The organism is Methylicorpusculum sp. (assembly GCF_030651835.1).
Taxonomy (GTDB): Bacteria; Pseudomonadota; Gammaproteobacteria; order Methylococcales; family Methylomonadaceae; genus Methylicorpusculum.
In genome coordinates this window covers 1-12701 of sequence record NZ_JAUSBX010000125.1, presented here as the reverse complement: position 1 = coordinate 12701, position 12701 = coordinate 1, and the positions used below count along the sequence as shown (strand labels likewise).

General features: G+C 46.8%; 13 protein-coding genes. 7 read left to right on the top strand and 6 right to left on the bottom strand.

Going from position 1 to position 12701, the window contains the following annotated elements:
• Nucleotides 1–9: 9 nt before the first annotated feature.
• The 4 genes from nadA to Q7V32_RS15940 all read right to left on the bottom strand — a co-directional run bounded on the left by nadA (nucleotide 10) and on the right by Q7V32_RS15940 (nucleotide 4175).
• Entirely contained in the window at nucleotides 10–1107 is a 1098-nt protein-coding gene (gene nadA / locus Q7V32_RS15955; RefSeq protein ID WP_304897970.1) for a quinolinate synthase NadA, read from the bottom strand.
• Nucleotides 1108–1279: 172 nt separating this feature from the next.
• Nucleotides 1280–1846, bottom strand: coding sequence for a DUF2780 domain-containing protein (locus Q7V32_RS15950; RefSeq protein WP_304897969.1), 567 nt, complete (start codon nucleotides 1844–1846; stop codon nucleotides 1280–1282).
• A 185-nt stretch (nucleotides 1847–2031) separates the two neighbouring features.
• Nucleotides 2032–3822 (bottom strand): aspartate--tRNA ligase, encoded by a 1791-nt coding sequence (gene aspS, locus Q7V32_RS15945; RefSeq protein ID WP_304897968.1) that lies wholly within the window; start codon nucleotides 3820–3822, stop codon nucleotides 2032–2034.
• Between the two features lie 68 nt (nucleotides 3823–3890).
• Entirely contained in the window at nucleotides 3891–4175 is a 285-nt protein-coding gene (locus Q7V32_RS15940; RefSeq protein ID WP_304897967.1) for an FmdB family zinc ribbon protein, read from the bottom strand.
• A gap of 98 nt (nucleotides 4176–4273) precedes the next feature.
• On the opposite strand from Q7V32_RS15940, the gene pyrC reads away from it, so the two are divergent.
• Entirely contained in the window at nucleotides 4274–5308 is a 1035-nt protein-coding gene (gene pyrC, locus Q7V32_RS15935) for a dihydroorotase (protein WP_304897966.1), read from the top strand.
• A 53-nt stretch (nucleotides 5309–5361) separates the two neighbouring features.
• On the opposite strand, the gene Q7V32_RS15930 is transcribed toward pyrC, so the two are convergent.
• Complete coding sequence (locus Q7V32_RS15930) at nucleotides 5362–6123, bottom strand: VacJ family lipoprotein (protein ID WP_304897965.1); 762 nt, start codon at nucleotides 6121–6123, stop codon at nucleotides 5362–5364.
• Nucleotides 6124–6262: 139 nt separating this feature from the next.
• Between Q7V32_RS15930 and rnt the strand changes: the two genes are divergently transcribed.
• On the top strand, nucleotides 6263–6934 hold the full coding sequence (rnt, locus tag Q7V32_RS15925; RefSeq protein WP_304897964.1) for a ribonuclease T: 672 nt from the start codon (nucleotides 6263–6265) through the stop codon (nucleotides 6932–6934).
• Between the two features lie 112 nt (nucleotides 6935–7046).
• Here the strand turns inward: rnt and grxD are convergent, their stop codons facing one another.
• Nucleotides 7047–7370, bottom strand: a complete 324-nt coding sequence (gene grxD, locus Q7V32_RS15920) for a Grx4 family monothiol glutaredoxin (RefSeq protein ID WP_304897963.1) — start codon at nucleotides 7368–7370, stop codon at nucleotides 7047–7049.
• Nucleotides 7371–7536: 166 nt separating this feature from the next.
• Between grxD and Q7V32_RS15915 the strand changes: the two genes are divergently transcribed.
• The 5 genes from Q7V32_RS15915 to Q7V32_RS15895 all read left to right on the top strand — a co-directional run.
• Nucleotides 7537–8715 (top strand): acetylornithine transaminase, encoded by a 1179-nt coding sequence (locus Q7V32_RS15915; RefSeq protein ID WP_304897962.1) that lies wholly within the window; start codon nucleotides 7537–7539, stop codon nucleotides 8713–8715.
• Nucleotides 8716–8718: 3 nt separating this feature from the next.
• Nucleotides 8719–9621, top strand: coding sequence for an ornithine carbamoyltransferase (gene argF, locus Q7V32_RS15910; protein WP_304897961.1), 903 nt, complete (start codon nucleotides 8719–8721; stop codon nucleotides 9619–9621).
• 44 nt (nucleotides 9622–9665) lie between these two features.
• The gene (locus Q7V32_RS15905) at nucleotides 9666–10331 is read left to right on the top strand and encodes a TIGR04211 family SH3 domain-containing protein (RefSeq protein WP_304897960.1); all 666 of its coding nucleotides are present in this window, start codon (nucleotides 9666–9668) and stop codon (nucleotides 10329–10331) included.
• 81 nt (nucleotides 10332–10412) lie between these two features.
• Complete coding sequence (gene ilvD / locus Q7V32_RS15900) at nucleotides 10413–12110, top strand: dihydroxy-acid dehydratase (protein WP_304897959.1); 1698 nt, start codon at nucleotides 10413–10415, stop codon at nucleotides 12108–12110.
• Nucleotides 12111–12399: 289 nt separating this feature from the next.
• On the top strand, nucleotides 12400–12701 hold a 302-nt coding region (locus Q7V32_RS15895), incomplete at its 3' end, for a hypothetical protein (protein WP_304897958.1).

Here is a 12701-nt window from a genome sequence, read left to right as displayed (position 1 = left end):
ATGTTTTTGCTAATGAATCGCCAGCATATTGTCCAGCGCTTTCCTGGCTAAAATAGCTTCCCTCTCAGGCACTTGTATCCGGTTAACCACATGACCAGCCGCCAGGTTTTCCATCACCCAGGCCAGATGCTGAGGATCGGTTCTAAACATCGTCGAGCACATACAGACGGTGGGCGACATGAAATGAACACTTTTGCCCTGATCTTTGGTCAATTCGTTCAATCGATTGACCAAATTAAGCTCCGTGCCGACCAGCCAGCGCGTACCCGGCTCAGCGTCGCCTACCACTTTGAGAATGTACTCTGTTGATCCCACATAGTCCGATTTTTCGCACACTTCGAAACTGGCTTCGGGATGCGAGATGACTTTAGTTTCCGGGTATCGTTCCAGAAAGCGGTCAATGTGTTCAGGCTTGAACATTTGATGAACCGAACAAAATCCTTTCCAGAGAATGATTTTGGCTTTTCTGATCTGCGCTTCGGTCAATCCGCCTAATGGCTGTTCAAAATCCCAGGTCACCATTTCATCCAAAGGAATGCCCATGCGATAGCCGGTATTTCGCCCTAAATGCTGATCGGGGAAAAACAACACTTTTTCCCGTCTTGAAAAACTCCATTCCAGAACTTTTTGCGCATTCGACGACGTACAGACAATACCGCCATGGTCTCCGCAAAAGGCTTTTAAATCGGCTGCGGAATTGATATAGGTTACGGGGGTCACCTTTTCATCAGGATCCAATAAGTCCGAAAGCTCCTGCCAACATTTGTTCACCTTAATGACATTCGCCATATCGGCCATCGAACAGCCGGCCGCCATATCAGGCAATATTGCGATTTGCTCGGGCCGGGACAAAATATCGGCAACTTCAGCCATAAAATGCACGCCGCAGAATACGATATATTCGGCTTCCGAAGCAGCCGCGTTTCGGGAGAGCTTTAAAGAATCACCCGAAAAGTCAGCATGTTTAAATACCTCATTACGCTGATAATGATGGCCTAGAATCACACAACGAGAGCCCAGTTTTTGCTTGGCGCCAACAATTCGAGAATCGCACTCATCATCATCAAGTAATGCATAATTTTGGATGGGTAAAGCCGTGGAGATCATATTTCGAACCTAAATCAAATGTAAGGTGTTCGTTTAAACACCTTACCTGTTATTGAGCTGTATTGTTTGAATTCTGTTTAAAAAACAGCTACCAGAAACGGTGCACGAGTATCAGCATAACCCAAACGAGGGCGCTTTCGAAGGTTTAACAAACGTGAGAAAACAATGGCCCTCAGTACAACGCGTTTTGAAGTAATGACATGGCACCTGCTCCGCCTTGCTGCTGAACATATTGCATGACCACCGGCACAAATTGGCTAATCATATTTGAATTCATACCCAAGGTTTGAAAAGAGCTGGCCAGGGACGCCAAGTTACCCAGACCGCCTGCTTGATTGCCCAATAAACCACTGGCGGTCCCAAGCAAAGATGAATTGGCTGCGGCTGGAACCTTCGGGGCATTTGATAAATACTGATCCATACCCGGCACAGCATTACTTAAGGTTGAAAAGTCAGCGGCATTCATACTTTGCTTGGCAACTGAAAAAATCGAGCCCGCTCCGCCTAAAGCCTGTACAGGAGAGATACCCAGCTGATTGACTAAAACATTGACCAAACCCAACCCGGAACTGTCACTCGCAGCATTCCCCAAAACACCGGCCAAAGGGGCTTGCTGACTAACCGCAGACTGAGCTGCACCTAATCCGATGTTTTGAATACTACCTTGTTGAGCAGGTGCGCAACCACCAGCCAGCGCTATCAAAGAAGTTATAACGGCTATGTTTTTTAATGGTTTCATAATTGACTCTTGGACAGGCCTGTTTGTGGCTTGGTAATAAAGGGTAAAACAATCAACGTGCTATTGCTCTTTTACATTGAGCGAGACAAGCAGATAAAGCCCTCGTTGGGTTAGACTTTTGCTAACCCAACTGATGCCTGGAATCGTCAAAGACGCGACCACTCCATGCTTACCCGCTCGCTCGTTTAATCCTGCTTTTCTTCTTTGCCCGCAGGTTTGCGGAGTTTAATTCCCAACTCTTTCAATTGCTCCTCACTCACAAAAGCAGGTGCATTGAATAATGGACAGGCGGCCGTTTGCGTTTTCGGAAAAGCTATTACATCGCGGATGGAGTGAGAACCGGTCATCAGCATCACCAATCGATCCAAACCAAAAGCAATACCGCCATGAGGTGGCGCGCCATACTTTAAAGCATCGAGTAAGAAACCAAATTTTTCGCGGGCTTCTTCGTGACCAATGCCGAGAATATCGAATACAGTTTGCTGCATCGCCGTCCGATTGATACGAATTGAGCCACCGCCAACTTCGGTTCCATTCAAGACCAGATCGTAAGCGCGCGATAAGGCTTGCCCTGGATTAGCGACCAACTCTTCTGAAGAGCAGCTTGGCGCAGTAAACGGATGATGAATTGCTGAAAAGCGTTTGGCTTTTTCGTCCCATGCGAACATAGGAAAATCGACCACCCACACCGGTTTCCACTCGCCTTCGAGCAAGTTGCGGTCAATGCCCAGTTTGACGCGAAGCGCTCCCAGCGCTTCATTGACGATAGCGGTTTTATCGGCCCCGAAAAATATCAGATCGCCATTTTGAGCACCAGCTTTTTCCATCACTTTAGCCCAAACGGTATCGGGCGCAAATTTAACAATAGGAGATTGCAAGCCTTCTATACCGGCGGCTAAATCGTTGACTTTGATGTAGGCCAAACCTTTTGCGCCGTATATAGCGACAAACTTGGTCAATTCATCAATGTCTTTCCGGCTCAAATCGCCGCCATTCGGCAACCGCATCGCCACCACACGTCCATCCGGATCGTTGGCAGGCCCTGAGAAAACCTTGAAATCGACATCTTTCATTTCATCGACAATATCGACAAGTTCCAATGGAACCCTTAAATCAGGGCGGTCAGAACCATATCGGCGCATGGCTTCTTGATAGCTAATGACCGGAAATTGCGCACCGAGGTCAACATCAATGATGTCCTTGAACAGACGGCGAATCATTTCTTCCATGACTTCCATGATTTGCTGCTCGTTCATAAACGAGGTTTCGATATCGAGCTGAGTAAATTCAGGCTGACGGTCGGCCCGCAAATCTTCATCCCGGAAGCAGCGTACGACCTGATAATAACGATCCATTCCCGCTATCATCAGCAATTGTTTGTACAACTGCGGCGACTGGGGTAAAGCAAAAAAGGCATTTTGATGAGTCCGGCTGGGCACGATGTAATCGCGGGCGCCTTCCGGTGTAGCCTTAGTCAGGTAAGGTGTTTCAATTTCGAAAAACTCGTGGTCATCCAAAAATTGCCGTAAATGACGCGTCACATCGCGGCGAACCTTCATCTTTTGTTGCATTACGGTGCGGCGCAAGTCTATGTAGCGAAAACGCAGTCTCGTTTCCTCATTGACTTCGATATCGCTTTCCAATGGGAACGGCGGGGTTTCCGATTCGTTCAACACTTCAATATGCTTGGCCAGCACTTCAATAGCGCCGGTTGCCATATTCGAATTATGCGTGCCTTCGGGACGTTCTCTGACCATACCTTCAATGCGCAGAACATATTCGCTACGCACACTTTCGGCTAGAGCGAATGATTCAGGTTCATCTGGATCGAATACGACCTGCACTAAACCGGCACGGTCCCGCAGATCAATAAAGATGACACCGCCATGATCACGGCGCCGATGAACCCATCCGCAAAGGGCAACGGATTGGCCTAGATGTTGGGCAGTTAATTCTCCACATTTGTGGCTACGCATAGATTGTTCTCGTATTTGTCCAAAAAGAGCCGATATTACTGGCTAAGATGCATCAGTGCAAGCCAAGGTCAACTGCTGGTCTTACTGCAGCTGCCTACGCCCGGAGATGCGGCCGGTTTTTTTGAATCCGAAGTACTGGGCGCTGAGTCACCTGCGACATTTTTTTTGGCGCCGCTCTTAAAGTCGGTTTCATACCAGCCGCCACCTTTAAGCCTGAACCCTGCAGCTGAGATTTTTTTCATTAACTGAGGTTTGTTGCACGCCGGACAATCTATTAACGGCTGTGAATTAAGCTTTTGCAGGGCTTCGTATTCATGACCGCAGGATTGGCATTGATATTCGTAAATGGGCATCTTTTAATCTCCGAAAATAAACTTATTTATGAGGGTCAATTTTATTTTTTCAAGTTCCATGCGCTAGAATGCAAGTTTTACAATAGACCAAACCGCTTATGAAACGATTGACTATAACCCGTCCGGATGACTGGCATGTGCATTTAAGAAACGGGGCTATCTTAAAAACCGTAGTCCCCCATACCGCTCAACGGTTTGCAAGAGCCATCGTCATGCCCAACCTGAAACCTCCGGTTACGTCTGTTGCACAAGCCATCAGTTACCGCCAGGAAATTTTAGACGCGCTCCCCGAAAACGCTGACTTTACTCCGTTGATGACACTGTACTTAACTGCAGCCACAACTCAAGAAGATATTAAAGCCGCCGCAGAATCCGGCATTGTTCATGGATTTAAGCTTTATCCTGCGGGCGCCACAACAAATTCCGATGCGGGCGTTTCCCAAGTAAAATCTATTTACCCCTTGTTTGAAGCGCTCCAAGATGTGGATATGCCTTTGCTGATTCACGGAGAAGTCACTGACAGCGATACCGACATATTTGATAGAGAACGGCTTTTTATAGAGCGCACACTGATAGACATTGTCCACCAATTTCCGGAACTGCGCATCGTTTTAGAACACGCAACAACCCAAGATTCCGTAGACTTTGTCACCGCATCATCCGCTTTTGTGGCATCAACCATCACGCCGCAGCATTTGCTCTACAATCGCAATGCTCTGCTGGCAGGGGGTATCAGGCCCCATTATTACTGCCTGCCCATTCTAAAGCGCGAAGATCATCGCTTAGCATTGGTCAAGGCGGCGACTAGCGGTAATCCAAAATTTTTCCTGGGCACCGACAGTGCTCCGCATCTGACCCATCTCAAAGAAAACGCATGTGGTTGTGCCGGTTGTTATAGCGCACATGCCGGCATTGAACTTTATGCCGAGGCATTCGAGCAAGCAGGGGCATTGGATAAATTAGAGGGTTTTGCCAGTTTCTTTGGACCTGATTTTTATCGCCTGCCCAGAAACTCTGACACGTTAACCTTGGTAAAAACTGAGTGGCGCCCGCCCTTGGCTTTTGGCAGCGATGAATTATCGATTACGCCTCTTAGAGCCGGAGAAATCATCAATTGGTCGATTGAAGAGTAAAAAAATGGCTCTCCCCCATAAAACAGGGTAGGAGAGCCTTTATTTTTTATCGCTTAATAGGGATGAAGAGGAGCGCCGTTCTCATCATCAGCATCAAATTCCAAATCGTATTCGTCTTCAGGCAAATTTCCATCGTAGACTAAATATTTGCGACGCTGTAGATAAGCATTCTTGAAAAACTCGTAACGGTCGACAGCGGCCTCCGAAGCAATTTTTTCTGTCGTCAAATTATCTGCGCGTTTGTCTATAGCATTGAGACCGAATAACCCGGAAGTAATAATTCCACTATCTAAATAACTGATCGGATTCATAGCGGCATCACCCGCTGCGCCGCTTATGCCTCTAGGCGTACTGGAACCGAACAGAGGAATAACCATATAAGGTCCGGTTGGCACCCCCCACACACCCAAAGTCTGATCAAAGTCTTCATCATGCTTGGGTAAATCGATCATCGTTGCCACGTCAATCAATCCACCAATTCCCGCCACTGAATTGACGATAAAACGGGCTCCGTCAGATCCGGACTGAGCCACTTTTAATTGCATTAAATCGTTGATCGTTACACCAATATCATTAATGTTACTAAAAAAATTGGTTACTGCCTGATCGGCAAATGAGGGCATGACCCATTGATAACCTTGGCCAACGGGCTTCATAAAATATTTATCGACATTATCGTTAAATGTCTGAACCTTCCTATTCCAGTTTTCCATAGGATCCCTGGGATCATTGCTGGTTCGAATCGACGAACAACCTGCAGCTGTCGAAATTATTACAAGACTCAGCAGTCCTGATGTAATTTTTCTTTTATTCATTTTGCCCTCTATGCCTCCCTAAAATATTTTTTATCTTGTATTTTTCGCGTAACATAACATAAAGACAAAGCCTCTTCGAGCATTTACATCCTTATGCATCTGCTTTTACCCCGTACTTCAACGCATTTTTATAATCTTCATGGAAACCACTCGATTACCGTTTGATAAGCGATTCAGAGGCTACCTTCCGGTCATAGTTGACATAGAAACGGCCGGTTTCAACCCCAAAAAACATGCACTCCTTGAACTGGCCGCCGTTATCGTCGAATTGGATGATCAAGGCCGGATGGAAGTTACTGAACGCCATTGCGCCAATGTAGCCCCGTTCAAAAATGCAGAATTCGATGAATCAGCACTCAAATTCAATGGCATAGACCCTTACCATCCGTTTCGTATGGCAATTGAAGAAAAAGATGCTTTGGAAAAACTGTTTAAACCGATTAAAAAAGCAGTCAAACGAAACAACTGCACTCGCGCAATTCTAGTCGGCCACAACCCGGCATTTGACCTGAGTTTTTTGAATGCGGCCATTTCACGCACCCAATACAAACGCAGCCCTTTTCATCCTTTTAGTACTTTTGATACGGCAACGCTGGGAGGTATGTTTTACAAGCAGACGGTGTTAGCAAAGATAGCTCAAACTGCAGGGCTTGGCTGGGAAAATGAGAAAGCGCACGCGGCACTCTACGATGCAGAAAAAACTGCCGAATTGTTTTGTCAGGTTTTCAATCGCTTAGACTATCTGGAAAGACTGGATCAAATGAATCAACAAGTTCCTGCAAACAACGAAGTTATTGAGTCATCGAATTGATATGATTGAGGACATTGATAAGAAAAATTAGCCTGGCTAATTTAAGCAGTGACAAGCCGAAGCTCGTCACCGCACATTAAACCAGCACCATATGAGTTGAAGTCAACAACCTTTAAGCAGCGACCGCATCAGCTTCAGCCAGCATTTTTAGCAATTCGCCTTTTGTATACAAGTCGATGATGATGTCGCATCCACCTACCAACTCACCTTTTATATACAACTGAGGATAAGTCGGCCAGTTAGAATAGGACTTTAATGCCTCCCTCAACTCAGGATCTTCAAAGATATTGACATAGGCAAACTTGGCCTTACATGCATTCAACACCTGAACTGATTGGCCTGAAAATCCGCATTGAGGAAAATCAGGAGTACCCTTCATGTACAAGACAACCGAATTTTTCTCAAGTTGATCTTTTATTCTTTCTATAACTTCCATCACTATCACCCTTTAATATTAATAACCCAGCGATTTTATCAAGAATAGATTTTTTAAAAAAGCCTAATTTACTTATCTAATTCTTGCTTAGTCATATCGTGAAAATTATAATTTAAGGTTTTTTCATAGGGCAACTTATTGCCCTAAGGTTAGCAGGCTTTAAACAATGACCAGTCATATCATGCCTACCTACGGTCGCTTACCAATAACACTGGATAGGGGTCAAGGGGCCTGGCTTTGGGATAAGGACAATAACCGTTACCTGGATGCGCTTTCCGGTATAGCCGTTTGCAACCTGGGACACGCGCACCCTGCCGTCCATAAAGCGCTTTGCGACCAAAGTGCCAGACTCATTCACACGTCTAATTTATATGGGATTGAACTACAGGAGACGCTGGCCAATCGCCTTTGTGCAAAAAGCGGTATGGATAATGTCTTTTTCTGCAATTCCGGCGCGGAAGCCAACGAAGCGGCGATAAAACTGGCCAGACGCTATGGATTCGATCGCGGCATAGAGCGTCCTGCGATCATCGTTATGGAAAAAAGCTTTCATGGCCGGACACTGGCAACACTAAGCGCGACAGGCAATGCAAAAATACAACAAGGTTTTGCACCATTAGTTGAAGGCTTTATCCGGGTGCCTTACAACGATCTGGACGCCATTGAACAAGCTATACTAGCCAACGACAACATTGTTGCCGTTTTAGTTGAACCGATACAAGGCGAAGGCGGAGTTAATATCCCTGCGCCTGACTTTCTTAACGGCGTCAGATTTCTTTGCGACCAATATAATATTTTGATGATGCTGGATGAGGTTCAAACCGGCGTAGGCAGAACGGGCTTATTTTTGGCGCATCAGCATAACACTATAAGCCCTGACGTCTGCACGCTGGCAAAAGCGCTGGGCAATGGCGTCCCGATAGGCGCCTGCATGGCTAAAGGACAGGCCGCCAAAATCCTCACCGCCGGCACACACGGTTCAACTTTTGGCGGCAACCCGCTGGCTTGCAGTGCTGCTTTGGCAGTGCTTGACACGTTGGACGAAACAGATCTGATTGATCAGGCCAAAAACAAGGGAACCGCGATTTCCCAAGGTTTAGCCAGACAACTGGCCGACTCCCCTCATGTCCACGAGATCCGCCATAAAGGCATGATGATCGGAGTCGAATTAAAACAACCTTGCGGGGCTTTGGTTAGCTTGGCGCTTGCTCAAGGCCTTCTGATCAATGTGACTCAAGAAAATACCATCCGCCTCCTTCCTCCTTTAATTATGGATGATGAGCAAATAAACCTTTTGGTGGACACCTTATCCACTGTTATTCAAGACTTTACAGCGCAGCAGTAACCTATGAAACTCAGACACTTTATCTCTTTGCACGATCTGACAAGTTCAGAACTCCGCCAGCTGCTCAACCGGGCTATCGAACTCAAGAACACCAGAAACCCCGACTTTCAGCCGTTGAAAGGAAAAGTGTTAGCGATGATCTTTGAAAAGTCATCCACACGCACCCGTATTTCATTTGAAACAGGCATGATCCAGCTTGGCGGCAACGCATTGTTTTTATCCCCCAGAGATACTCAACTGGGCCGGGGCGAGCCTCTTCGTGACAGCGCCAAAGTCATATCGAGCATGGTTGACGGCATTATGATGAGAACCAACAAACATGAAACCGTTACCACTTTTGCGGAACACTCCCGCGTCCCGGTCATAAACGGCCTAACCGACCTGATGCACCCTTGCCAGTTACTGGCCGACATGCAAACGTTTTTTGAACACCGAGGGGACATAGAAGGTAAAACCGTCGCCTGGATCGGTGACGGCAACAATATGTGCCACTCTTACATTGAAGCCGCATCGATATTGAATTTTAAACTCCACCTGGCCTGCCCGGAAGGCTATAAACCGGATTCATGTTTTGTTAATAGTGCATCCGCCTCCATTAACTTTTTTGACACTGCCCAACAAGCCGCCGAAGGTTGTGACCTCGTGGTTACTGACGTTTGGGCCAGTATGGGTCAGGAAGAAGAACAAAAACAAAGAGCGCTGGCTTTCAAAGATTATCAGGTGAGCCAATCAGTCATGGACGCAGCAAAAAAAGAGGCATTATTCATGCACTGCCTACCCGCTCACCGCGGCGAAGAAGTTGCTGAAGAAGTGATTGACGGCCCCAACAGCGTAATTTTCGATGAAGCAGAAAACCGTCTGCACGCCCAAAAAGCACTGCTAGAATTGCTCATGAGCGGCAATTAAAGCTAAAATTACAACCAATAAGAATCGAACCATAAAGGATACTCGTGAAAAAAATACTCGGTTTTCTGATCTTCCTGACCTCAATAACCGTTGAAGCCAAAACTGTTTATGTCACCGATGATCTGGAACTCACTTTAAGAAAGGCGGAAAATGATCGTAGCAAAATAGTCAAGATGATCAAGTCCGGTACGCCTTTAACATTGATAGAAGAAAGGAGTACCGGTTATTCATTGGTTCGCACGTTGAACGGTGTAGAGGGTTATTTTTTAACACGTCACTTATTACAAACGCCACCTAGCGCCGTATTATTACAAGATGCCAACAAAAAGATTGAAGCTTTTCAAAAAGAAAACGACAGCATAAAAGCTGAATTAGCGGCATTAAAAGGAGACACGTCCAAAATCGACTCGCTGGGACATTCCATCGTCTTAGAAAGAGACAGTCTAAACCGAGAATTGGCCGAACTTAAAATGACGGCAGCCAATGCAATAGAAATTAAAACTGAGCGAGACCGCTTACCAGAGCGTGTTGTAGGCGCTGAACGGGAATTGCAAAAATTAAAACGCGAAAACCAGGCCTTGATCGATAATTCCAATCAGGACTGGTTTATTTATGGGGGTGCTTTATCTCTGGCAGGCGTGCTGTTAGGTTTTATTCTGCCTAAATTAGGCTGGCGCCGCAGAAGCAGCGGAGGCTGGGACACTTTCTAAAATACTGCACGACCTTCACATTGCCCTCGCACAATCATTGTGCCGCACCGTAAGTTAAACAAGAATTCAGGAAACAGTTAAATGGCAAACTCAGAGGAAAAAAATACCCGTCACTTTTCATCACTTGTTGTGGATGGCATGGAAAGAGCGCCCAGTCGCGCCATGCTTCATGCCGTTGGCTTCAAAAATGAAGATTTCAAAAAACCGCAAATCGGCATTGCCTCGACCTGGAGCATGGTAACCCCTTGCAACATGCACATCAATAAGCTCGCGGATGCTGCTGCCCTTGGGGTCGACAATGCCAACGGCAAAGCCGTAATATTTAACACGATCACCATATCTGACGGCATCTCCATGGGTACTGAAGGCATGAAGTACTCGCTGGTATCGCGGGAAGTGATCGCCGACTCAATTGAAACGGTCGTAGGTTGCCAAGGATTTGACGGTGTTGTCGCTATCGGTGGTTGCGATAAAAACATGCCGGGCTGCATGATCGCTTTATCCCGATTGAATCGTCCTGCCATATTCGTTTATGGCGGCACCATACTCCCCGGCTGCCACAAAGATCAAAAACTGGATGTCGTTTCCGTTTTTGAAGCCGTTGGCGCACGCGCAAATAATAAAATCGACGATGAAGAACTGGCCGCTATCGAGGCCAAAGCCATTCCAGGACCCGGTTCATGTGGTGGCATGTATACCGCTAATACCATGGCTTCGGCAATCGAAGCCATGGGGATGTCCCTGCCTAACAGTTCCGCTCAAGTGGCGATTTCCGAAGATAAACGACTGGATTGTGAAAAAGCCGGTGCTGCCGTGCTGGAATTACTGAAAAAAGACATCAAACCCCGCGACATCATGACCAAAGCTGCATTTGAAAATGCAATCACCGTCGTTATTGCTTTGGGTGGATCTACCAATGCTGTTTTGCATTTGCTGGCGATGGCCAACACAACCGGCGTTGATCTGACCCTGGATGATTTCAGCCGTATTGGTAAACGAGTGCCTATGCTGGCCGATTTAAAACCCAGCGGCAAGTATCAAATGGCGGAATTGGTGGAGATAGGTGGCATACAACCCCTCATGAAGACATTGCTAGATCACGGACTGTTGCACGGCGACTGCCTGACAGTAACCGGCAAAACACTCGCGGAAAATCTGGCTGAGGTCAAACCCTACCCTGAACATCAGGATATGATCCGCTCACTGGATAACCCCATCAAAAAAGACAGCCATTTGAGCATTCTTTACGGCAATCTCGCCACAGAAGGCGCCGTCGCCAAAATCACCGGCAAGGAAGGTTTGGTTTTTACCGGCACGGCGAAGGTATTTGACGCCGAGGAACTCGCCTTGCAAAGTATATTAAACGGTGACATCGTCAAAGGCGACGTGATAGTGATCCGTTACGAAGGCCCCAAGGGCGGCCCCGGCATGCGCGAAATGCTCTCCCCTACTTCCGCTGTCATGGGCAAGGGCCTGGGCAAAGAAATAGCGCTGATCACGGACGGAAGATTCTCTGGAGGCACACACGGTTTTGTGGTGGGTCACATCACACCGGAAGCTTATGTGGGCGGTGTTCTGGCTGTTGTTCAAAATGGAGATCAAATTACTATTGATGCTGATACCAAACAACTGACCTTGCACATCAATGAACATGAAATAGCCCGTCGCCTGGAAAAATGGCAACAACCCGCACCAAGATATACGCGCGGCGTTCTGGCCAAGTATGCCAATTCGGTCAGCTCTGCCAGCAAGGGAGCCGTCACTGACAAATTTGACTAAGCCTCCCTGAAAACACACCAAGACTTAGATTTATCAACCTTAACAGGCGGGCTTTATTTATCCATGCCCGCCTCTAATAGATTAATCAAAGAACACTTCAGAGCCATCCTCGAACACCCCTGAATTGACGACAATCTCATCAGCGTATCGGCAGATGGAATTGGCTGGCGAACTTATCGACCGCTAACTTCAAACACTTGAAGCAATAGATCAAATTACTTATATTGCCGATAAAATAGAGTCGATCAGCACACAAGTAAAAAGGTTGCAGCATTTGTACAAAAAGCAAATGACCAAAGTAACCGATTTGTATGAAGTGGAAGCGTATTATCACTTGAAACCAGAACCTCATTTTTTAAATGCCATTGCCAGCCATTCAAAAATCGGTTCCACATCAGAAGAAGTCAAATTTCAGAAAAAAGCCAACGAAGCCCAGAAGAAAGACTATGAGTCGGGGAGTCGCTATTTTTGCGAAAGCTTGTTTTGGGCATCCCAGCCCAATCAAGCAGCAAAAAAATACGCGACCACTGATGCCTCCGGCGGCCCCGATTCGTCCGCGTCGCCTCGTTTCGACCCAACAAGGGGTCGAAA

Excerpts from the sequence above, each read along its gene's own strand:
- nadA (WP_304897970.1), bottom strand. The coding sequence starts at position 1,107 with ATGATCTCCACGGCTTTACCCATCCAAAATTATGCATTACTTGATGAT.
- Q7V32_RS15950 (WP_304897969.1), bottom strand. The coding sequence starts at position 1,846 with ATGAAACCATTAAAAAACATAGCCGTTATAACTTCTTTGATAGCGCTG.
- aspS (WP_304897968.1), bottom strand. The coding sequence starts at position 3,822 with ATGCGTAGCCACAAATGTGGAGAATTAACTGCCCAACATCTAGGCCAA.
- Q7V32_RS15940 (WP_304897967.1), bottom strand. The coding sequence starts at position 4,175 with ATGCCCATTTACGAATATCAATGCCAATCCTGCGGTCATGAATACGAA.
- pyrC (WP_304897966.1), top strand. The coding sequence starts at position 4,274 with ATGAAACGATTGACTATAACCCGTCCGGATGACTGGCATGTGCATTTA.
- Q7V32_RS15930 (WP_304897965.1), bottom strand. The coding sequence starts at position 6,123 with ATGAATAAAAGAAAAATTACATCAGGACTGCTGAGTCTTGTAATAATT.
- rnt (WP_304897964.1), top strand. The coding sequence starts at position 6,263 with ATGGAAACCACTCGATTACCGTTTGATAAGCGATTCAGAGGCTACCTT.
- grxD (WP_304897963.1), bottom strand. The coding sequence starts at position 7,370 with ATGGAAGTTATAGAAAGAATAAAAGATCAACTTGAGAAAAATTCGGTT.
- Q7V32_RS15915 (WP_304897962.1), top strand. The coding sequence starts at position 7,537 with ATGACCAGTCATATCATGCCTACCTACGGTCGCTTACCAATAACACTG.
- argF (WP_304897961.1), top strand. The coding sequence starts at position 8,719 with ATGAAACTCAGACACTTTATCTCTTTGCACGATCTGACAAGTTCAGAA.
- ilvD (WP_304897959.1), top strand. The coding sequence starts at position 10,413 with ATGGCAAACTCAGAGGAAAAAAATACCCGTCACTTTTCATCACTTGTT.